Annotated in this window: 23 protein-coding genes; 7 read left to right on the forward strand and 16 right to left on the reverse strand. The window is 39.8% G+C overall.

Going from position 1 to position 20,286, the window contains the following annotated elements; genetic code table 11:
- From AC622_RS14770 to AC622_RS21270, 4 genes are all read left to right on the forward strand, one after another.
- The gene (locus AC622_RS14770; protein ID WP_049671759.1) at positions 1-633 is read left to right on the forward strand and encodes a lytic transglycosylase domain-containing protein; all 633 of its coding nucleotides are present in this window, start codon (positions 1-3) and stop codon (positions 631-633) included.
- 145 nt (positions 634-778) lie between these two features.
- Positions 779-1,192, forward strand: coding sequence for a globin domain-containing protein (locus tag AC622_RS14775; protein WP_049671760.1), 414 nt, complete (start codon positions 779-781; stop codon positions 1,190-1,192).
- Positions 1,179-2,021 (forward strand): DsbA family protein, encoded by an 843-nt coding sequence (locus tag AC622_RS14780; RefSeq protein WP_053103770.1) that lies wholly within the window; start codon positions 1,179-1,181, stop codon positions 2,019-2,021. Before AC622_RS14775 ends, AC622_RS14780 begins: the two co-directional genes overlap by 14 nt.
- Before the next feature lie 323 nt (positions 2,022-2,344).
- Positions 2,345-2,518 carry a hypothetical protein gene (locus AC622_RS21270; protein ID WP_197089942.1) on the forward strand — a complete coding sequence of 58 codons (174 nt, stop codon included), beginning with the start codon at positions 2,345-2,347 and terminating at the stop codon, positions 2,516-2,518.
- 50 nt (positions 2,519-2,568) lie between these two features.
- Here AC622_RS21270 and pepF read toward each other — a convergent pair whose 3' ends face one another.
- The 6 genes from pepF to AC622_RS14810 all read right to left on the reverse strand — a co-directional run bounded on the left by pepF (position 2,569) and on the right by AC622_RS14810 (position 9,559).
- On the reverse strand, positions 2,569-4,380 hold the full coding sequence (pepF, locus tag AC622_RS14785; protein ID WP_049671761.1) for an oligoendopeptidase F: 1,812 nt from the start codon (positions 4,378-4,380) through the stop codon (positions 2,569-2,571).
- A gap of 31 nt (positions 4,381-4,411) precedes the next feature.
- Positions 4,412-5,584, reverse strand: a complete 1,173-nt coding sequence (locus AC622_RS14790; protein WP_049671762.1) for a competence protein CoiA — start codon at positions 5,582-5,584, stop codon at positions 4,412-4,414.
- A gap of 76 nt (positions 5,585-5,660) precedes the next feature.
- Positions 5,661-7,169: a cardiolipin synthase gene (cls, locus tag AC622_RS14795; RefSeq protein WP_049671763.1), complete on the reverse strand. Its 1,509-nt coding sequence runs from the start codon at positions 7,167-7,169 to the stop codon at positions 5,661-5,663.
- A 130-nt stretch (positions 7,170-7,299) separates the two neighbouring features.
- Positions 7,300-7,959, reverse strand: coding sequence for an adaptor protein MecA (gene mecA / locus AC622_RS14800; protein WP_049671764.1), 660 nt, complete (start codon positions 7,957-7,959; stop codon positions 7,300-7,302).
- A gap of 255 nt (positions 7,960-8,214) precedes the next feature.
- Positions 8,215-8,610 carry a transcriptional regulator SpxA gene (spxA, locus tag AC622_RS14805; protein WP_049671765.1) on the reverse strand — a complete coding sequence of 132 codons (396 nt, stop codon included), beginning with the start codon at positions 8,608-8,610 and terminating at the stop codon, positions 8,215-8,217.
- A gap of 370 nt (positions 8,611-8,980) precedes the next feature.
- Positions 8,981-9,559: a GNAT family N-acetyltransferase gene (locus AC622_RS14810; protein WP_049671766.1), complete on the reverse strand. Its 579-nt coding sequence runs from the start codon at positions 9,557-9,559 to the stop codon at positions 8,981-8,983.
- A 163-nt stretch (positions 9,560-9,722) separates the two neighbouring features.
- Here AC622_RS14810 and AC622_RS14815 point away from each other — a divergent pair, with 163 nt between their 5' ends.
- Positions 9,723-9,908 carry a hypothetical protein gene (locus AC622_RS14815; RefSeq protein WP_049671767.1) on the forward strand — a complete coding sequence of 62 codons (186 nt, stop codon included), beginning with the start codon at positions 9,723-9,725 and terminating at the stop codon, positions 9,906-9,908.
- A 45-nt stretch (positions 9,909-9,953) separates the two neighbouring features.
- Here AC622_RS14815 and AC622_RS14820 read toward each other — a convergent pair whose 3' ends face one another.
- The 4 genes from AC622_RS14820 to AC622_RS14835 form a co-directional block, all read right to left on the reverse strand.
- Positions 9,954-11,141, reverse strand: a complete 1,188-nt coding sequence (locus tag AC622_RS14820) for a putative glycoside hydrolase (protein ID WP_049672997.1) — start codon at positions 11,139-11,141, stop codon at positions 9,954-9,956.
- 151 nt (positions 11,142-11,292) lie between these two features.
- On the reverse strand, positions 11,293-11,688 hold the full coding sequence (locus AC622_RS14825; RefSeq protein WP_049671768.1) for a hypothetical protein: 396 nt from the start codon (positions 11,686-11,688) through the stop codon (positions 11,293-11,295).
- A gap of 117 nt (positions 11,689-11,805) precedes the next feature.
- A complete protein-coding gene (locus AC622_RS14830) occupies positions 11,806-12,573 on the reverse strand; it encodes a YibE/F family protein (protein ID WP_049671769.1) in 768 nt (255 codons plus the stop codon).
- Entirely contained in the window at positions 12,570-13,691 is a 1,122-nt protein-coding gene (locus AC622_RS14835; RefSeq protein WP_049671770.1) for a YibE/F family protein, read from the reverse strand. Before AC622_RS14835 ends, AC622_RS14830 begins: the two co-directional genes overlap by 4 nt.
- A gap of 350 nt (positions 13,692-14,041) precedes the next feature.
- Here AC622_RS14835 and AC622_RS14840 point away from each other — a divergent pair, with 350 nt between their 5' ends.
- Positions 14,042-14,482: a MarR family winged helix-turn-helix transcriptional regulator gene (locus tag AC622_RS14840; RefSeq protein WP_049671771.1), complete on the forward strand. Its 441-nt coding sequence runs from the start codon at positions 14,042-14,044 to the stop codon at positions 14,480-14,482.
- Positions 14,479-15,861, forward strand: coding sequence for an MATE family efflux transporter (locus AC622_RS14845; RefSeq protein ID WP_049671772.1), 1,383 nt, complete (start codon positions 14,479-14,481; stop codon positions 15,859-15,861). The genes AC622_RS14840 and AC622_RS14845 overlap by 4 nt, the downstream gene beginning before the upstream one ends.
- Positions 15,862-15,941: 80 nt before the next feature.
- On the opposite strand, the gene AC622_RS14850 is transcribed toward AC622_RS14845, so the two are convergent.
- The 6 genes from AC622_RS14850 to AC622_RS14870 form a co-directional block, all read right to left on the reverse strand.
- Complete coding sequence (locus AC622_RS14850) at positions 15,942-16,742, reverse strand: aminoglycoside adenylyltransferase domain-containing protein (protein WP_049671773.1); 801 nt, start codon at positions 16,740-16,742, stop codon at positions 15,942-15,944.
- Positions 16,681-17,196, reverse strand: coding sequence for a helix-turn-helix domain-containing protein (locus tag AC622_RS14855; RefSeq protein WP_082197157.1), 516 nt, complete (start codon positions 17,194-17,196; stop codon positions 16,681-16,683). Before AC622_RS14855 ends, AC622_RS14850 begins: the two co-directional genes overlap by 62 nt.
- Before the next feature lie 197 nt (positions 17,197-17,393).
- A complete protein-coding gene (locus tag AC622_RS14860; RefSeq protein ID WP_049671774.1) occupies positions 17,394-17,771 on the reverse strand; it encodes a hypothetical protein in 378 nt (125 codons plus the stop codon).
- An 87-nt stretch (positions 17,772-17,858) separates the two neighbouring features.
- Positions 17,859-17,996 carry a hypothetical protein gene (locus tag AC622_RS21275; RefSeq protein ID WP_197089943.1) on the reverse strand — a complete coding sequence of 46 codons (138 nt, stop codon included), beginning with the start codon at positions 17,994-17,996 and terminating at the stop codon, positions 17,859-17,861.
- Between the two features lie 269 nt (positions 17,997-18,265).
- A complete protein-coding gene (locus AC622_RS14865; RefSeq protein WP_049671775.1) occupies positions 18,266-19,207 on the reverse strand; it encodes an ABC transporter ATP-binding protein in 942 nt (313 codons plus the stop codon).
- Position 19,208: 1 nt separating this feature from the next.
- Positions 19,209-20,276, reverse strand: a complete 1,068-nt coding sequence (locus tag AC622_RS14870; RefSeq protein WP_049671776.1) for an ABC transporter ATP-binding protein — start codon at positions 20,274-20,276, stop codon at positions 19,209-19,211.
- Positions 20,277-20,286 lie beyond the last annotated feature (10 nt).

Genomic DNA, 20,286 nt, shown 5'->3' on the forward strand with positions numbered 1-20,286 from the left:
ATGAGGGCAAGTGACTTGCCTATCGCCCTGCAAATACAGGCACTTCAATCCTTTTCAACACTTGGAAGCCAAAACAGCAACACCCGGCCAGAAACAGCAGCCCTATTTCAATCTATGCTTGGAGAGGCGCTTTCTAGTTCCAGCAATGATTCTTCATCACTTGGGCTTGGAACAATCGCAACCTTGATTCATTCCGGGCTTGGCAGCTTAGAACCGACATCAAGCCAAACGATTAAAGCATCATACAATCCTGCAAGCGGGAACTATGACGATATCATCCGTAAAGCAGCAACAACCTATGATGTACCTGAAAAGTTAATACGCGCTGTCATCAAACAAGAAAGCGGATTTGACCCTGACGCGGTCAGTATGGCAGGTGCTTCCGGATTAATGCAGTTAATGCCTTCCACCGCCTCCTGGCTGGGGGTATCTGATGTCTTTGATCCGCATGATAATATTATGGGTGGAACGAAGTATTTACGGAATATGCTCTCCAAGTATAACGGAGATATCACACTTGCGCTTGCAGCCTATAATGCCGGACCTGGTAATGTGGATAAATACGGGGGAGTTCCTCCTTTTGAGGAAACAAAAAACTATGTCAACAAGGTGCTGCATCAATATTATGCGTAAGGAAGGTGAGCGAACATATGCTCATCTTTTTCTTTTATTTGCTCAGCAATTCGCGGTCGAAAAGCAGGATATTGGAAAATTAAGGTCCCCCTTGCTAAAATTATGGTTATATGTAAAACCAATTATAAATAGAGGAGAATGATGTATGGCTGAAGTAAATCTGACACCATACGAGGCATTGGGAGAAGCTAAATTACATGAATTAGTGAATGAATTTTATGGTAATGTGGGATCCCATCCGCTTCTAGCTCCCATTTTTCCGAAAGACCTGAGCGAAACAGCACGTAAACAGAAGCAGTTTCTCACTCAGTTCCTTGGAGGACCGTCCATCTATACAGAAGAACATGGACACCCAATGTTGCGAGCAAGGCATATGCCGTTTGAAATAACACAAAAACGGGCAGAGGCCTGGCTGGAGTGTATGGAAAGAGCGATGGATACAGTAAATGTGGAAAATCCATTGAGAGAGTATATATTAGGGCGGCTGACGATGACAGCCCAGCATATGATTAACACAAAAGAATCCTTTGGAAGCGGTGATTTTTATGCCAAATCATAAAGCGTCCTCTTCCAATTGGCATGATTGGTCTACCGTGCATCATTTTTTCAAGCCTCTTGAAAAGCCTTTAGAAATCTATGTATTTATTGACCCTACCTGCCCTTCCTGCTTCAGATTAGATCGCACGCTCAAACGTCTGAAACTAGAATACGGCCATTATTTTGCGCTCAAGCATGTCTTCAGCAAGCAAACTCATACACGGCTGCCTGAGAAGTCAAGGACCTCTCAATCAGGCATTTCGTGTGAGAAGCTATGGATTGAGAAGGAATTTGCCGGTCATATTACATCAATTGCCATTAAGGCAGCAGAACTTCAAGGTAAAAAAGCAGGATATCGTTATTTCAAGAAAATACAAGAATCCCTTTTTATAAACCAGGAATGCGTAGATGCGCTTGATACACTTCTGACTTGTGCAGAGAAAGCAGATATCGACTATGATGAATTCGTTCGAGACCTTCAATCAGATAGTGCCATTAAAGCTTTGGAATGTGATTTGAAGATAACAGAGGAAATGGATGTTCAGGACCTCCCTTCCCTTGTCTTCTTCAATCAGAAGATGGAGGAAGAAGGCATCAAGGTCGCAGGCTCTTATCCATATGAGATTTATGTGCAGATACTTGAGGAGATTTTAGGATTCCAGCCGAAAGCCAACGCATTGCCTGCCTTGGAAGAATGCGCAAAGGAATTTGAGGTAGTCACCACATCCGAGCTTAGCTATATTTATCAAATGGAGCCTCATGAGGTTGAACGTGAAATGAAGAAATTAATGTTGAAGCAGGCAGTTGAGCATATTCCGCTGCAATCAGAAACATTTTGGAGATATAGGTAAAAATTTCAAAAAGCCCTTTTACTATATTATATAAAAATAAAATAAATACCTGAATATACAAGAAGAAGACTCTGTAATCGGCCAGAGTCTTCTTCTTCATACGAACAAAGGGGATGGGAGAAATTTTTCACGGTCAAACAAAGGGGTAAATGTTTGCTAGTGATCAACTTCACAATATTAATATAGCAAATCCTCATGAATCTGACAAGCATTTTGTTCACCGATTCACAAAAATGTCACATTCATTTCATAAATTTGCGTGCCCGCCATACGATAATAATAGGCAGCATCGAAATTTTATTAACTAAAGGGACGGATTCTTTATGAAAAAATTTTATCTCATCGGCTTGCTATGCCTCATCATGATTTCTTTCTTCCTGCAGCTTCTCGGGCTGATGCATGTCATCCCGCTTTACATTTCCTCTCCTATACTTTTTGCTTCATTCCTGATTTTTATTTGTGGTATTCGGCATAAGAAACGGTTTAAAGGATTTTAGACCAGACGAAAGAAAGCGGAGGGGATATATGCCCTCCGCTTTTACCTTGTTTATTTATTTAACAGCTGTTCCAATTCGGTTAATTTTTCTTCAAACACTTTGCATGCCGCCTCAATTGGCTCCGGAGACGTCATATCCACTCCGGCTTTTTTCAGCACTTCAATCGGGAAGTCACTCGATCCAGCCTCAAGGAATCCTAAATAGCGTTCTACTGCAGGCTGCCCTTCCTCGAGAATTTGACTGCTCAAGGCTGCAGCAGCACTGAAACCAGTTGCATATTGATAAACATAGTAATTGTAATAGAAATGTGGAATACGAGACCATTCTAAGCCGATTTCCTCATCAATCACAATATCCTCGCCAAAGTACTTCTTATTCAAGTCATAATACGTTTTTGTAAAGCTTTCAGCCGTCAGAGCAATTCCGTCCTGAGCCATCTTATGAATTAAATGCTCGAATTCGGCAAACATGGTTTGGCGGAATACTGTGCCTCTGAAGCCTTCGAGGTAATGGTTCAATAAGTAAATTTTCTTCTGCTCATCGTCAATTTCCTTTAATAAATAATCATTCAGTAAAGCTTCGTTTGTTGTTGAGGCAACCTCTGCAACGAAAATGGAGTAATCTCCATATTGATAAGGCTGATTCTTTCTTGTGTAATAGCTGTGGACAGAATGACCAAATTCATGTGCGAGTGTAAACAGATTGTTCACATTATCCTGCCAGTTCATTAAGATATACGGATTCGTTCCATATGCCCCTGAGGAATAAGCCCCGCTCCGTTTGCCGCGGTTCTCATGCACGTCCACCCAGCGGTTATCAAAGCCCTCTTTCAAAACAGATACATAATCCTCACCAAGCGGTGCCAACCCTTTTAAGACATAATCCTTCGCTTCCTCATATGGAATCTCCATCTTTACGTCCTTGACAAGCGGCGTGTACAGATCATACATATGAAGTTCATCAACACCTAGAATTTTCTTTCTCAGGCTGACATAGCGGTGCAGCAAATGAAGATTATCATGAATGGCACCTACTAAATTCTCATAGACACTTTCCGGAATATTATTGGCAGAAAGCGCCGCTTCACGTGCGGATGAATAATTACGAACCTTTGCATAGAAATTATCCTTCTTAACCGTTCCTGCAAGTGTGCTTGCAAATGTATTCTTATATTGGCCGTATGTCTTGTACATCGCTTCAAACGCATCTTTACGCACACGGCGGTCAGCGCTCTCAAGGAATCTTGTATACCTTCCGTGAGTGAGTTCAACCTCCTGACCATTTTCATCCTTAATAGACGGGAAGCGAAGATCGGCATTATTCAGCATGCCGAATGTATTGGATGAGGCACTTAACGCTTCTGATGCCTGCGCTAATATTGCCTCCTGATCAGCAGACAGCACATGCGGTCTTTGCAAATTAATTTCTTTCAGTACTTGTGCATAAAGCTTTAACTCTTCCTTCTCTTCCATGAAGCGATTGATTGTTTCTTCATTGATTGAAAGAATCTCCGGTACGATATAAGAGAAAATGCTGGAAGCCTGTGAATACAGATTCTTGGCCCTGTCATCCATACCTTGATAGAAGGTGTTACCCGTATCTTGGTCATACCTCATGTGAGAATATGTATATAAGCGGCCAAGACGTTCTGTCATCTCATCCTGAAATTGCAAGGCATCCCATAATACATCTGCACTTTCGCTTAATTTACCTTGATATTGTTTACCCTTTGGAAGAGATTCCTGAATTTCCTTGAATTCATTCTCCCAAGCTTGATCTGTTTCATAAATATCCTCAAGCCTCCATGTGTCCTCCACCGGGATATCATTACGTTCTGGCAATTGGTTTACATCTGCTGCCATTTCATTCCCTCCATTTCATCACATATCTAAATTAGTTTCGCCATAAATCATTGTGTTCCTCTTTTAAAAAGTCCAGCACCACCTGATTAATCGTAGAATGCTGCATCTCTTTTGTCAGAAACCCTTCCTCTATTATATAGCTATTTTCTTTATTTTTTATTAAATATTCCGTTTTTTCAAGAAATCTCATATATTCCTCTACCGGAGCGAAGAAGGGTATCTTTACGCTGGGCAGGCTCCTGATCACTATCTCTCTTTTACGTAGTCTATCCATAAAATGCCGGCGGATTCCCCAGTGTGTAATTTCTCCATGCTTTTGCTGGCAATTAAGCAAATCCATGAAGACAAGCCCTTGCCAATGATGCGGTGCACTTCCATACAGAAATGAACTTTTGAGGGGAATGCCAATCATTTTCGGCAGCATGCCTTGTATGCCAATGGAATAGAGGCTGCGAAGAAGTGGATTCTTGGCTCCTTGATACCTCCACTCATTCCGAATCAGACTTTCACGCTTTCTCATCCACTCCCGTATATACAAGAAAGGTCTTGCTCTCGGCCTCAGCCATTGTCGGATAGTACGTCCTTTTAACGGAAGCCTTTCAGCTTGTCCAAAGAATATTTCTTTCGTAATAGGTATGAGATTTCGAAGTAGAAGAACGGTTTTAGGGTTTTGAGGATCAAAGAATAAGAGGTATAAATCTCCTGAGGGGGATAATCGAATGGCCGATTGGAGAGATGCCGGCAGTGACCACTCCATACTGCCTTTTTTCTTAAGAAGGGGTAAATGGAAAATCCAAACTGGTTCAATGCCTTCCTCCTGATAGCCCATTGTCCTTTCGATAAGTCTTTCTGCAGAAAGAGCTGAGCATTGGAACTCAATCGCATAGTCTAGTCCATCCGCATGAACGGCAATATCCGCTCTTTGGGAGATGGAATGGTAATATTGCTCTAACACAGCCCTTTCCGCCCATTGTAATGCCCATTCATAAATAAGATTTTTCCCTTCTAAATGAATAATGGATTCGGGTTCATCCATGCCTGGACAACGCTCTTCTCTTTGATGGGCAAAATGAGGAATACGTCTGCTTCCCGCCTTGAACAGTACACGCTTTTGGCAAATGGGGCATTTGAATATTCGATTCTTTCGTTCTGCCAAATGGGTCGAATGAACAAGTCTTCCTTCTTCGTCGGCCGCTATCAACATCCAAACAGCTCCTTTCTAGAATTAAGGTCATTATTCTAATTCTAGAAAAGGGCTGATAATCCTCCTATGCAAGCAATTATAAGAAGGGAGATAGCAATCTTGATAAGGACTCAAAGAAACGTACGAAGAAGTTGCGGTTCTGAAAGGTTTCACTGTGAAGTTCATTAGAGACAAGCAAGTCATGCAAGTAATCGTGAACAAGCTTTTTGACACTGTTGGTGCGATACAAGAACGCATTCACCTCAAAGTTTAAATGGAAGCTCCGCATATCCATATTGGATGTACCAATTGAAGCGAGCTGCCCGTCTACAATCATAATCTTAGAATGCATGAAGCCTTCCCTGTATTCATAGATTTTCACCCCAGCTTCAAGTAATTCAGGGTAATACGACCTGGAGGCATGGAAGACAATACGGCTGTCAGGGTTGCTAGGCGCCAGCAGCCTTACATCAATTCCGCTCAGAGCCGCAACCTTTAAGGCGGAGAATATATCCTCATCCGGTATGAAATAAGGGGAGGCAATCCATACTGATTCTTTCGCTGACGTGATCATAGAGAAGTATATATTTTTGATTACACTCCATTCATTATCAGGCCCGCCTGCAAGAACCTGAACTCCGCCATGAATTTCATTCGGCGTTTCCTTCGGCATTAAATAATCTTCCGTCAAGAAGCTATGGTCGGTCATATAATACCAATCTTGAATAAATATTAACTGCAAGGCTCTGACACCCTCACCCTTCAATCGTAAATGAGTGTCCCGCCAGAACCCAATTGATTCATCCTTTCCTAAATACTCATCCCCAATGTTCAATCCGCCGACAAAGCCAATATAGCCATCCACGACGATAATTTTACGATGGTTACGGAAATTAAATTTATTATTTAAGAAGGGAATCTTCACGGGTCCAAATGCAACCACTTCTATCCCCCAGGCTCTCATTTCACGGATGAATTTAGCCGGAAGCCTCCAGGAACCGACATCATCATACAAGAACCTGACTTTCACCCCTTGCTTCGCTTTCTCAATTAGAATATCTTTTATCTCTGACCCCAATTCATCATTTCGTACAATATAATATTCCATATGTATATGATTCTCTGCTGAACGTAAGGCTTCTTTAATTGCCTCGAATGTTTCCTGGCCATTTGTCAGAACTTCTGTTTCAGTGGAGATAGAAATATTCGTATTGCCGAGTTTTTCAGCGAGTCCTAGAAGTTTATCGTAGTCATCATCCCCAATCGCTGGATGTGTATAGCCTTCTTTCGGAGCTTTACTCCCTAAATAAACCTTTTTATCAAGGAAGTATTTCTTCTTGAACATTCTCTCCTTTCGATAATTGCGACCAAATAATAAATAAAAGATAAATCCTAACAATGGAAAAGCGCCTAACACTACAAGCCAGGCCAGCGTCTGCGTCGGATGCCGATTTTCCATAAAAATAATAAAACCGATAAAGATAACTGATAATGTCCCTCCAATACTGATGTACTGGACAAGATCACTCTGAATATTCTCGCGGTATAAATAAGTAACAATAAAAATGGTTAATAAGAATAAAATGATTTTAACCGTGGTCTTCATGCCTATTCACCCTAATCCTCAAAATGTAGTACGACCTTCCTCTATACCCATTTTTAGGGTTTTTGACCCCTGCTTGCTATTAAAGAATAATAAAAAGCTAGTTCCCAAAATGGAAACTAGCTGATTACAATCATGCAAAATATTGATTAACTGTCTTAAATACATCTTCCTGTATAATGACAGAACCATATTCCTCAATTCGATGAATGGTTACCCTTGATTCATCCGAATACTCTAGAAGGATGGATAAAATATTGTCTATTTCATCTTCTTCAAATTCCCCTTCAGGGAATTCAACATAAAGATAGTATTTATTCTCAAAGGAGTATAGTTTCGTGAGTACTCCATGGACTCCATTTGTTTTGCTGAGTGCCACAACATCCTCAAAATCTTGGAAAGTAAGGACAAACTGAAGCGGTCCTTCTTCTACAGCTTGTTCATCCATTGATTGCTCCGGATGAAAATGTTCATTCAGCATTGATTCAATCTTCAGATCAACCGCATTGGCTGGGTCGTCAATCGGCAAGTCGAACTTTTGGCCGTCCTTGGAGAGTTGAGCACGCGTAACTAACACTTCTAATCCTTTTTCAAGTGCTTGGATTTGAATCCAAAGTGGACCTTCTACTGTAAAATCCTCTTCTTCGTGCACTTCATCCATCATTTCCCAGAATAGTTCTTCGCTGCGGTCCCGGTTATACCAGATCTCTTCACGATCGAAGCCGCGCTTCTCTATGTCTCCGTATGAAATATAGAATTTCACAGTGTTTTCATTAATACGCTCGATTTCCATGATTCACTCTCTCCCTTCTGGTTTGAGGTCAATTGAAGGGATTACCCCCAAACTAGGTTGTTATATCTTTTCCCTGTTTTAAAAAATGTTAATCATGGATGAACCTTTCGTCAAGTGTGGTCCTAGTTATATTTTATGATAAATATATGGCAGAGGGAAACAAAATAACCTATTTTTATTAAAATAAACAAAAAGCCCATTTAAATGAACGTGAAAAGCCCCTTGCTGCTTAACAAGGGGCAGAATGTAATGCAGTTAGTTTACTAGGCGTTGAGCTTCGCGAAGTTGAAAGGTTCTGACTTTCCGAGGAAGGAATCGTCTAATTTCATCTTCATTATAGCCGACCTGTAATCTCTTTTCATCGATAATGATTGGTCTTCTTAACAAACCTGGATTTTGCTGGATAATGGTGAACAGTTCTTGCAATGGCAGATTATCTAAGTTCACATTCAGCTTCTGGAATGTTTTTGAACGTGTAGAGATGATTTCATCTGTTCCATCCTCTGTCATGCGAAGGATTTCCTTAATCTCATCAAGACTCAATGTTTCTGAGAATATATTACGTTCTTTATATGGAATATCGTGTTCTTCTAACCACGCTTTTGCCTTTCTACATGACGTACAGCTAGGTGATGTGTATAGTGTTACCATTCCCTGTCACTCTCCCTATCGTTATAGTTCGCAAATCCATCAGTGGCTTTATATTCGACTATGTAAAGTTATAGGTTTATAATATTGGTAATGTGATTATATTGTAATTATTATAAATAAGAAACACATTAAATTTATTATACATGATAAATATTGGGTTGGGTAGATTTTTTTAGAAAAACCTGCCTCAATTTCTCAATATTACACAAAACATAATATTGATGAAATATTTGTCATATTAACCAAATCTAAAGTACCATTTCTATGGACTTAATAGGAAAGTATTTCAATCCCCTTATTCTATTTAATACCCGCTGCCAATTGCGAGTAAACATCCCTTACACAGGTCAAAAGCTGAGGCAATTACACCTCAGCTTTTGATTTCTTCTAATATATCTGCCTTATCAACATGAATCTTTAAAGCCTGCTCTGTCGGTTCAAACGAACGGCCATATAGTTCTTCATCCCTGTACGTATGAAGCTCCCGATATACATCTTGCATTCCCTTTAATACATCATGCTCCATGAGTGCAGGGTCCGGGGACCAATAAAGAATCTCAAGCTCCACTTCCTCCTCTGTTGCTGGGGAGGTTTTTTTATAATAAACAGAGCTCGCATGCTGGAAGCCTTCACGTTTATAAAAACGAAGTCTGCTTTCTGTGTCTTGCTCCGTTTCATTAACTGGCTCAACTTCGAGAAAGATCGGCTTACCCTTCAGCTTCAATTGCTCAAGCAGCTTCTTTCCTATCCCGTTGCCTCTCACATTGCCAATGACATATAAATAATCAATGAAGATAAACTCATCTCTTTCTGCATACAGTAGAATATGGTTTTTTCCTTCATCAATGTAATAGTTCTTGTTTTTATTATTCAATAGAGCATCAAAATGTTCCTTAGATTTCATTTCTTCCTTTGGGAAATACTCTTTTAGTTTATTGTACCAAGTCATGTGTCTTGTCTTCTCTCCTTTGATTTCTGGTTGCACTTAAGTCAAACGGCAACACGCATTTTTACATTCTTTACACTTTTTCCCTTTTCATCTGCTAAATAACCGGCTAGAATGGAATTGTAAAGAACTTTACATTCATGAAATATATTGGAGGGACCCTTGAATGACCGAATATGCAGTTGATTTCTTCTTGTTCGCTTTATTTGTCATTGGTTTAACGGCCTTTATGGGCCCGCTTACAAACGGTATCGGCCATCTCCTTTCCCCTCGTCAGAAGAGAAACTCCTTTGTGAAACAAACAAGCCTGTCACAAGCAGGATTCAAGTCGGTCGGCGGCAAGCCAAAGTAATAAAAAAGCAGCGAGTCCGCTTCGGTCTTGCTGCTTTTCTTCATTTTATGGTGTATAGTCCACCCCAGGGGTGTATCGATTACCGGAATTCCATAGAAGGAATTCATCTATTCCTTCCTCATTCAAAGCCTTGATTTGAGCCTCTACTTCTTCTTTTCCATAAGGCATATAATTGCCCTTGCCAAGCCACGTAGCGGTGAAATCCTGAATCCAAGGCCTTGATACCGGTGGATTCTTCAATTCACCAAGCTTTTTATTCTCAAGCTTGGCATATTCTTTAATCAGCTGGTATGGCTCAAGGTCTGGCTTCGTGATACCAAAATAAGAGGTCCAATGACTTGGATAAATCATCGAGGAAATGACATCAACATGTTCTGAGATCTTCGAGAAATTCTGTCCAATTCCTGGTGCCTCCGGCAAGGTTGCCGAATACCCGAATATATCAACGGACACTTCAACATCATAAGGCTCAAGCTTCTCCTTCGCATAAGCCACAAAGTCCGTTACAGCATTCACTCGGTGCTGTACATTATCTACAGCTTTATCTCCGTAATCGCCGACGGAATATTTAAGCTCATTATCCCTTCTTTCAAATCCTTCAGGAAAACGGACATAATCAAATTGGATCTCTTCAAAGCCCATCTTAGCTGCTTCAATCGCGATGTCGACATTATAATCCCATACTTCCTTCACAAATGGGTTTACGAAGGACTCCCCGCGTCCATTCTTCCAAACCTCTTCCCCGTCCTTAAAGGACCATTCCGGCTTCTTGTTCGCTAAATAGCTGTCCTTAAAGACAACCACACGGGCAATTGGATATATTTCCCGCTTTTCCATATCCTTCAGCAATTTCTCCGGATTCTTAATCAAGTTCATTCCCGCTTTTGCATAAGGCTTCGACTCATCCGGCAGATAAGTCAAATTCCCGCGGTCATCCTTAATATCAATGACCATCGCATTCAAATCTGTCGACTCAATTAATTGGACAAGTTCTTGATATTTGCTCCCGCCGGCAGAATTGCCCGTTACATAAACTCCCCGAACCGCATCTGGATAGGTAAAGGAATAGTTCCCCCCTGGAAAGCGATTCATATCAGCCGGCAGTTCCTTGTTCTCAATGCTAATCTTTTGTTCACTATGTAATTTAACCTGTCTGCCCTCAGCACTCGCCTCCGCACTCCATGCAGAAAAAGCGAGCAGATTCAACAAAATCAACTGTTTCACTATTCTCATTCTTCCCATCCACTCCTCTCTTTTCCATTTACCACCATTCATTATACACTATTCTCCAAATTACACAGAATTATGTATCTTTCATCTGGCATTAATCCACTGAATATTCCTTCTGTTCTTTTGTAAATGAAAACGAATAAACGGACATCTCTTAGACTAAACCGGCTGCCATGCTGCTTCTTTTCCTCCAAAACTCATCAAAGAGGATATAGGCTATCGCACCAATGGTACCAAGGATATTGAAAAATAAGTTACTTTCCTCCAGAGATAAAAATAGAGACAGGGATAAACAATAGATTAGCAGTTTTATAGCCATTCGATGATGCTCGTTTTGAGCAAAATAAGCAAAACATTTACCAATGATCGAGGATACAAATCCAAAGCGAAACACTAAAAGGGAGGTGTACATAATTGTTATTAACGTAAAAGGTATGATGTCGACCAATTGAATATCTTCGATAAATAGTAGAAACCCAACAAAGAGGAATGCAATAAAGACTGTTACAACTAAGACAGTTAATAAATTTCGTAGAATGATTTTGATCAAAAGTCCTCCAATAAATATTTGTCCTCTCAATAATTTTACAATTATTTACAAATGCATTCAACTTACACCAACAAAAAAATTCTCCCCGAAAAGGGAGAATTCATTCAATAATTTCTACTATGTCTCAGTCTTCTTCACTCTCGTAAAGACATAGGCTGTAATCCAGGCGGTCATTGGAATAACTAATGCCACTCCAGTGCCTGCACAGAATATTGTCATCATTTCGGCACTGAAAATCTTCGAATTGATGATTTCACCAAAGGAATAGTCTAAATCCTTAAACCAAATCAACAGGGCCATATACCCGCCAAAAAAGGCAAAGAATAATGTATTAGCACTTGTACCTAAAATGTCTTTACCAATTTGGATGCCGAACGAGAAGAATTCTTTCCTGCTCGCATAAGGATGATGGAAGCGCATCTCAAACATTGGAGAAGAGATAGCCATGGCAGCATCCGTTATCGCACCGATTGTACTCATGATAATAACAGATGCAGCAATCTTCACAAAGTCAGTTCCTATGTAAAGGGAGAAAATCGTCAACTCCTCCACTTCTTCTTCTCCGAATCCTTGTATCTTCGAAGCATCAGTCAGAACCCATATGAATGCAAGCAGAACAATAATGGTCAAAAGCGAAGCAAGAAAGGCTGTTTTTGTTTTTGTATTTATTTCATTAATAAAGAACAAATTTATGCAGCCAATAATCACGCAGGCAATAAACGTTACGATGATTGGGTCAGCCTGCGGAATTAACATGATAATGACTGAAATCATCAGAACCATAAAGTTGAAGAATATTGCAATAAAAGACCTGGCCCCTTTTCTCCCTCCGATGATCAGCATAAGGATAAACAACAGAAGCGCCAGTGACACAAGTGTATTCATAGCCTGCTCCTTTTTCGATTAATAAAGAAAATCGCCGTATATAATCCAATCGGAATAGTGATGACGATTCCAATTCCTCCCGCAAATGCTCTAGCCATCTCTAATGAAAGATTCATTGAAAGGGTAAATCCAAGAGGGGATGCATTCTTTAAATACAGGATTAACATAGGAATTGACCCGCTTATATAAGCGAAAAATAAAATATTGGTCATTGTCCCCATTATATCCTTGCCAATCTCAAATCCAGATGTCTGCAGTGCTTTAACCGATATATCAGGCTTCTTTTCATAAAGTCCAAAGATAGAAGAAACAAGCGTAATAGCCACATCCATGACAGCACCAAGCGACCCAATGAATAACCCAGCCAGGAATACCATCCGGTATGGGCTCGTCAAGAATTGCATTTCTTCATAGCGCAGACCGCTGTCCTTCGTCATTTCCATCACAAGAAATGTCAGACCAAATGATACAAAAGTCCCGAGCAAGGTCGTTATAATAGCAGCAAAGGTCTTCTCATTAAGGCCATTGACAAGTATAAGAGAAATAACAGTAAAAATAACAACAGAGCCACCACAAATCCAGAGTAAACTTATGCCTGTGCCCAGATAAACATCCAATGCATAAGACAAGATGGACGCATTCACCACAAGACTAATAACCGCAAAAAAACCCTGTTTCCTTCCAACAAATAAAAGCGTTAAAATGAACACCCATGCCGCCAGCAGCACATAGTGATCTCTCTTTAACGACTGGATGGTGCCAGTGAGCGAATCAGTCTCACTTGATTCCTTAATAGTGACAAAAACATCGTTGCCAACTTGATAATCTATATCATATGCTCCCGAATCAGAATACATATTGGTTAAAGAAATCACCTGACCCTTTAGATCACCATTTCTCATGACTGCTTTCATTTCCTGCGTATAGAGGGAATCATGATTCTCAAATCGATCCAATAAGTCCTCCGTATCAACAGTCTTTACCTCTGTCACTTCTGCTATAGGCTTATCATAAAGTGCATGATTATGATTCACAAACACAATAGAAGAAAGGATGCAAATCGCAAGCAGGAGAGCGCGAAATAACGGTTTATTTACTTTCAACAAGAAGCTACGCAAGACAACACCCCCAGTACTAGAATCTTACTATATGTATTGGAGTTAGAATAGCAAGACTTTGTTTCCCTCGTCAATTAAATCCACAAAAAAGAAGATTCTGTTCAATCTTCATACCCTTTAATAAATTGGCTTCTGTTTTGTTCAAAAGAGAAGGGTTCGTTTATTTAAAAACACTTACAGGAATATCAATCAATTCCATTAAGGAAGAAAGAAAAAATAGTTGCATAAACAACTATCTATTATTATACTAATATAATGTTTATTGAATGAATGCATATAGTTGATAGGTAAATAACAGAATTGCATATTTTCTTTCTAAACAAATTCTGTAAGAGAGGGTGACAGTTAATATGAATAGTAATCATTCAGAGGATATTGGACGTTATATCGCGAAAATTTATTGTAAAGGGTCAGCCTTAATATCTAAAGAGCTCCAGGAATATGGAATCGGCTCTGGACAATACGCCTTTCTCTTACAACTTTACCGCAAAGACGGCGTAAGTCAGGAGGAGCTGGCAAAGCTTCTTTTAGTCGACAAAGCAACCGTTGCTAGAGCGATAAAGAAATTAGAGGAGGAGAATTTAGTTTATCGGGTTCGCAATGAAAAAGATAAACGCTATTACAAGGTTTTTATTACAGAAAAAGCATTGAACATTAAGGAAGAAGTATTTAATAAACTTCACGCTTGGGACGAAACCATCAAACAGAGTTTAACAAAAGAAGAAGAAGCACAGATGACTTATCTGCTGAAAAAAATCACAACCAGCTTATTGAAAGGAGAAAACCATTGAATAATCAAAACGTATTAGGCACAGAATCAATCGGAAAACTTTTATTGAAGTATTCAGTTCCTGCCATTATCGGGATGATCGTGAATGCTCTATATAATATTGTAGACCGTATTTTCATCGGGCATATCCCTAATGTGGGCCCAATGGCCATTACAGGCGTTGGAGTTACAATGCCGATTATGACACTAATATTGGCATTTGGGATGTTAGTGGGAATCGGTGCGACAGCCAGTATATCCATTAAACTAGGGCAAGGCAATAAAAATGAAGCAGAGCAAATTATCGGTAATGCGACTAAGCTAATAATCTTCCTTGGAATTGGATTAACTGTTCTTGGGCTACTGTTTTTAAACCCATTGCTGCGCTCGTTCGGAGCAACTGATCAAACCATTGTTTTTGCTAAAGACTATATCCAAATCATCCTTATCGGAATTATCTTTAACCTATTCGCTTTTGCCTTCTCACATATGACGCGTGCTGATGGACATCCTAAATTAGCAGCAATCGTTATGGTAGTGGGCTGTGCAATTAATATGATCTTAGACCCAATTCTTATCTTCGGTTTCGATTTAGGTATCCAAGGAGCGGCCATTGCTACTGTTATTTCTCAGGCGATTACAGCATTCTGGTTATTATTCCATTTCACAAAAGGTTCATCTGTATTAAAAATTTCATTAATCAACATGAAACTCAACATATCGATTATCAAAACAATCTTCGCAATCGGTATGGCGCCTTTCGCTATGCAGCTTGCCTCTTGCTTTGTACAAATATTTGCAAACAATACATTGATGACCTATGGCGGAGACATGGCCATTGGTGCAATGACCGTGATTAACTCCATATCATTGTTCTTCCTAATGCCGATTTTCGGTATTAATCAAGGCTCTCAGCCAATTATCGGTTTCAACTACGGGGCAAGGCAATATCATCGCAGCAAAAAAGCGTTGATTTATTCAATCATTGCGGCAACGGTCGTTTTAAGCCTTGGTGCAGCACTGATTCAATTATTCCCTGCGTTCTTCGTTGGCATTTTTAATAATGATTCTGCTCTTACTCAAATGGCGGTAGAAGGGATGAAGATCTTCTTATTTGCCCTTCCTATTTTAGGCATTTCAGTAGTGGGACCTAACTATTTCCAATCAATCGGAAAACCTAAAATCTCCTTATTATTAAGCTTGATGCGCCAGGTTCTGCTGTTTATCCCTTTACTATTCATACTCCCCCGCTTTATGGGGTTAAAGGGAGTATGGTTTGTCATGCCTATCAGTGATTCAATTACAGCCGTTACCACCCTATACTTCCTGCGCCGTGAAATGAAAAGGACAAGAGGTCAGATTTCTTATCCAAAAGAAATGGAGGACTCCTTGGCCGGCTGATGAAAGAATTGAAAAGGCAGAGATGTTGTTCGAACAATACCTCTGCTTTTTTCTATTTAAAGTCCCTTCAACACCACTGTTCATCCTAGTACATTTTGCACCCTTTTTGATAGGTAGTTCCTTAGAGATAACAGCTCGACCTTATTAAAGGTATATGTATCTTTCCAACCCGAATAACCATCGATTGCTTTATTAAGCGTAATGGCAAATTCTTTTGGTAATACTCTTACTCCCCAGCTCCCAGCCTCTTGCTTGGATGAGATGACTCCTTCTTCTAAATACAAAAGCACCCTTAATACATTAAGTGAACAATAGATTGGGTCTTCTTCCATACGCTCTAAACACTCTACATAATCGCCTAAAATCGACGAAACGTAATCAGACTTCGGAATTAAAGGAAATAATACTTCATTGATCGAATCACCATCCACACATACGCCTCTATGATTGATAATGGTCATATGAGCCGCCAAATCATTGTCAGCATGAACCTCATCATTCAAGAACTGATAGGTATCATTTAGTAAATCCTCTGTATATCGCTCTCTCCAGAACTCGCTATAATGCAAATCAAAAGGACAAGGATGCTGCCAATGCTTTAAATGTTCTTCACAAATAAAACTAATCTCAAGAGCAAAAGGAGAATAGGAATGATGTAGACAAAATCGTGCTAAATCCCTTTTTACTTCTGTTGTCATGAAAATTTTCGTTATCACCAAAACATCCACATCACTCCTTCTAGGATTGAACCCTCCCATTGCTAAAGAGCCATGTAAATACACTCCTCTATAATTGTCCTTAAGAATCCCTTTAATAGATTTAGTTAAAGTATAGACATAATCCTTTATTTCCCCAGGACACGAATACCAGTTGTACCCCATCTTCCAGCTCCCTCTCTCGTTTTATTACCCAGCCATATATAAGATTACGTTTAAAAAGGGATTTGATTGATTTGACAGCATCAGTAAAGAAACAAATCGTTAATAAGCCTATAATCATAACAATAGTTGATAACGAATCATTTGATGTAAAGATGCCGACAAAAACCAAAATCATTCCTAAATAAAAACCTGGATCACCAAATTGTTCAATTGATACCTCTTCCTTAATACTAATCTGATCTTGCAGCTTTTTATCATTTCTTATCAAATCATCAACGGTCACCCCGAATAGATCACTTATCCTAATTAGATTTTGAATATCAGGATACCCTCTACCGCTTTCCCATTTATACACAGCCTGACGAGACATATTCAATTCCTTGGCTAATTCATCTTGAGACCATTTTCTTTCCTCTCTCAGAGTCTTTAATTTACTTCCAAAATCATTATCCATATCCGACACCTCCTAATAAAATCCTACAACAAAAATGGGGTATAATGGAATAAACTTATCGTTACAAACGTAAACAGCAGGTTTACATTCAATGCAGCCTCTAAAAAAATCTCCTCTTCCCTCACATAAAAAAAGAGAGCTGATCATTCAGCTCTTGATAAGAGGAACTTGAACTTTTAAATTTTCTTTTATACTTCCTAAGAAGCAATAGCTGTTATCCAAAAACAGAACGCTGTAAGGATAGCCAGAGGTGTCATAACTAACCTTTCCTTTCTGCTCTTAGAAAACCCATTCATCATTGCATTAAGCGTAAGATATGAGGCAAATAAAAAACAAAGGCCCCTGGTAATGCCAATCGAGAATAAAGAAGGAATGATGTCAGCAGTCTGTAAGATAATGATGATCGCAAATAACTGAATCAGCACAGAACAGCCACAAGCCACTCTCAATCTAATCGGCATGACCGTGTATTTACCGCCCATTGCAAATTCTCCATATGGGAACCCGAAAGCCAGCAAAGTATATAAGCATGCAACCAGCAAAAATAAGCCGCCTCCAATGAAAGCGATAATCATCTAGTTCTCCCCCTGTAAAGCATCCTCATTTCAATTCTATTATCCTTCATTTTTGTTTATAACCTATATCTCCAACAAACTGAAGTTTTAGCTGCTTTTATTTTTAATCTCCTCCAATAGAGAAATCATTTTTTCATTCTGTTCAATGATGGTCTCATTTTGTCTTCTTAATTTCGTGAAATCAAAGAGATATACGAATAAGATTATTACTATAAGAATCATCAAAAGCCTAAGTCCCCCCCTTTTCTATTACGTGTATCTCAACCTTTATAGCACTCCTAATAACTAAGAATCCAAACATTCCACAAATGAATACACCCAGTCCTAGCAGGTATTTTCCTAGTTGTTCAATACATCATATATACAGCGAAAGATTTCTATCCTCCTAGATACCTTTTTGTAATAGTTTACCATTTAATTCTTTCTGCTGGGTAACCTTCTTAATAAGAATAGGTGCAAAAAAAGACCATCCTGTTTGGATGGTCTCATCAAGCTTATTTAACATACTTCTTCTTATATTCCTCGAATTCCTTTTTAGAGCATAACACATGGTGTCCTGGAGCAATTTCACGCATTTCAATCTCTTCATTTTCACCATATTGATGGACCTCTGGATTGTACGCTTTTCTGCGGCGCGTTCTTTCGCTGTCAGGGTCCGGTAATGGAATGGCAGATAATAAGGATTGTGTATATGGATGCATAGGATTCTTATATAAATCCTCACTGTCCGCAACCTCGACCAATTTTCCATAATACATAACACCAATACGGTCACTAATGTATTTAACCATGGATAAATCATGGGCGATAAATAAATACGTTAATCCTTTTTCTTTTTGAAGATTCTTCAAAAGGTTAACGACCTGGGCTTGAATAGATACGTCAAGTGCAGAAATCGGTTCATCAGCAATGATGAACTCCGGCTCTACTGCCAGCGCTCTCGCAATCCCAATCCGTTGTCTTTGACCGCCGGAGAATTCATGCGGATAACGGTTCGCATGGTCACGGTTTAGACCTACTGTCTCCAATAGTTCATAAACACGGTTCATACGGTCCTCTTTTGATTTCGCCAGGCCGTGAATATCAATACCTTCCGCAATGATGTCAGCAACTGTCATACGCGGATTAAGTGAAGCATACGGGTCTTGGAAAATCATCTGCATGCCGCGGTTAAATTCTTTTAATTCCTTCCGGCTCTTCTTGCCATGAACTTCTTTTCCCTTAAAACGAACTTCACCTTCTGTTAAGTCATATAGACGGATAATGGAGCGGCCTGTTGTCGATTTCCCACAGCCAGACTCTCCAACTAGCCCTAGTGTCTCCCCTTTATAAATATCAAAGGAGACACCGTCAATGGCTTTAACCATATTTGGCTTACCGACATTGAAATATTGCTTAATTCCTTTAACTTCAATGATTTTTTCTTTCGTAGCCATATTAGTTAATCCCTCCCACTTCTACAGGTTTATCAAAATTGGAGGCCATATGGCGAATTCGTGCTTGTACAGCTTCCGGAGGCGTAACTTTCGGTGCATCCGGATGAAGAAGCCAGGACTTCACAAAATGAGTCTCAGAAATTTGATAGTATGGAGGCTCCTTCTCAAAATCAATTTCCAGTGCATATTCATTACGCGGTGCAAATGGGCAGCCTTTAGGTGGATTGATTAAATCCGGAGGCGTTCCCGGAATCGCGATTAATTCTGTATCTCCATCATTATCAAGGCTTGGCATGGAGGATAATAATCCCCATGTGTATGGATGACGCGGATCATAGAATACCTCGTCAACTGTTCCTGTCTCAACAATTTGACCGCCATACATAACAGCCACACGATCAGCTACGTTGGCTACTACACCCAAGTCATGCGTAATAAAGATGATGGATGTATCAATTTTATTTTGCAAATCCTTCATCAATTCAAGAATTTGTGCTTGGATGGTTACATCGAGAGCAGTAGTCGGCTCATCGGCAATAAGAACCTTAGGATTACAAGACAGAGCAATCGCAACGACTACACGCTGTCTCATACCACCTGAGAATTGATGCGGATATTGGTTCATCCGAATCTCAGGCTGCGCAATCCCAACAAGTCTTAGAAGCTCGATTGCCCGCTCACGAGCAGCTGCCTTACTGAAGTTTTGGTGCTTGATTAAGCCCTCCATGATTTGTTTGCCGACTTTCATCGTCGGGTTCAAGGAAGTCATCGGATCCTGGAAAATCATAGAGATTTCCTTGCCGCGTACCTTTTGCATTTCTTTCTCGCTTAATTTCGCAATATCACGGTCTCCAAAGAGGATATGGCCTTCTTTAATAAATCCTGCTGGTTCAGGTAACAATCTCATTAACGCTTTCGTCGTAACAGATTTACCGGAACCGGATTCTCCGACAATCGCTAATGTTTCGCCTTTAAAAAGGTCGAAACTGACACCGCGGACAGCTTTTACTTCCCCACCATAGGTATTGAAGGAGACATGCAAATCTTTTACTTCTAGTAATTTATCCATTTTTTATTCT

Origin of the sequence: Bacillus sp. FJAT-27916, assembly GCF_001183965.1 — a bacterium.
Classification (GTDB): Bacteria; Bacillota; Bacilli; order Bacillales; family Pradoshiaceae; genus Pradoshia.

Excerpts from the sequence above, each read along its gene's own strand:
- AC622_RS14855 (WP_082197157.1), bottom strand. The coding sequence starts at position 17,196 with ATGGATAATGATTTTGGAAGTAAATTAAAGACTCTGAGAGAGGAAAGA.
- AC622_RS21270 (WP_197089942.1), top strand. The coding sequence starts at position 2,345 with ATGAAAAAATTTTATCTCATCGGCTTGCTATGCCTCATCATGATTTCT.
- AC622_RS14820 (WP_049672997.1), bottom strand. The coding sequence starts at position 11,141 with ATGAGAATAGTGAAACAGTTGATTTTGTTGAATCTGCTCGCTTTTTCT.
- AC622_RS14860 (WP_049671774.1), bottom strand. The coding sequence starts at position 17,771 with ATGATTATCGCTTTCATTGGAGGCGGCTTATTTTTGCTGGTTGCATGC.
- AC622_RS14870 (WP_049671776.1), bottom strand. The coding sequence starts at position 20,276 with ATGGATAAATTACTAGAAGTAAAAGATTTGCATGTCTCCTTCAATACC.
- mecA (WP_049671764.1), bottom strand. The coding sequence starts at position 7,959 with ATGGAAATCGAGCGTATTAATGAAAACACTGTGAAATTCTATATTTCA.
- AC622_RS14850 (WP_049671773.1), bottom strand. The coding sequence starts at position 16,742 with ATGGGGTACAACTGGTATTCGTGTCCTGGGGAAATAAAGGATTATGTC.
- AC622_RS14815 (WP_049671767.1), top strand. The coding sequence starts at position 9,723 with ATGACCGAATATGCAGTTGATTTCTTCTTGTTCGCTTTATTTGTCATT.
- AC622_RS14775 (WP_049671760.1), top strand. The coding sequence starts at position 779 with ATGGCTGAAGTAAATCTGACACCATACGAGGCATTGGGAGAAGCTAAA.
- cls (WP_049671763.1), bottom strand. The coding sequence starts at position 7,169 with ATGAAGACCACGGTTAAAATCATTTTATTCTTATTAACCATTTTTATT.
- AC622_RS14790 (WP_049671762.1), bottom strand. The coding sequence starts at position 5,584 with ATGTTGATAGCGGCCGACGAAGAAGGAAGACTTGTTCATTCGACCCAT.
- pepF (WP_049671761.1), bottom strand. The coding sequence starts at position 4,380 with ATGGCAGCAGATGTAAACCAATTGCCAGAACGTAATGATATCCCGGTG.
- AC622_RS14780 (WP_053103770.1), top strand. The coding sequence starts at position 1,179 with ATGCCAAATCATAAAGCGTCCTCTTCCAATTGGCATGATTGGTCTACC.
- AC622_RS14810 (WP_049671766.1), bottom strand. The coding sequence starts at position 9,559 with ATGACTTGGTACAATAAACTAAAAGAGTATTTCCCAAAGGAAGAAATG.
- AC622_RS14865 (WP_049671775.1), bottom strand. The coding sequence starts at position 19,207 with ATGGCTACGAAAGAAAAAATCATTGAAGTTAAAGGAATTAAGCAATAT.
- AC622_RS14840 (WP_049671771.1), top strand. The coding sequence starts at position 14,042 with ATGAATAGTAATCATTCAGAGGATATTGGACGTTATATCGCGAAAATT.
- AC622_RS14770 (WP_049671759.1), top strand. The coding sequence starts at position 1 with ATGAGGGCAAGTGACTTGCCTATCGCCCTGCAAATACAGGCACTTCAA.
- spxA (WP_049671765.1), bottom strand. The coding sequence starts at position 8,610 with ATGGTAACACTATACACATCACCTAGCTGTACGTCATGTAGAAAGGCA.
- AC622_RS14830 (WP_049671769.1), bottom strand. The coding sequence starts at position 12,573 with ATGAATACACTTGTGTCACTGGCGCTTCTGTTGTTTATCCTTATGCTG.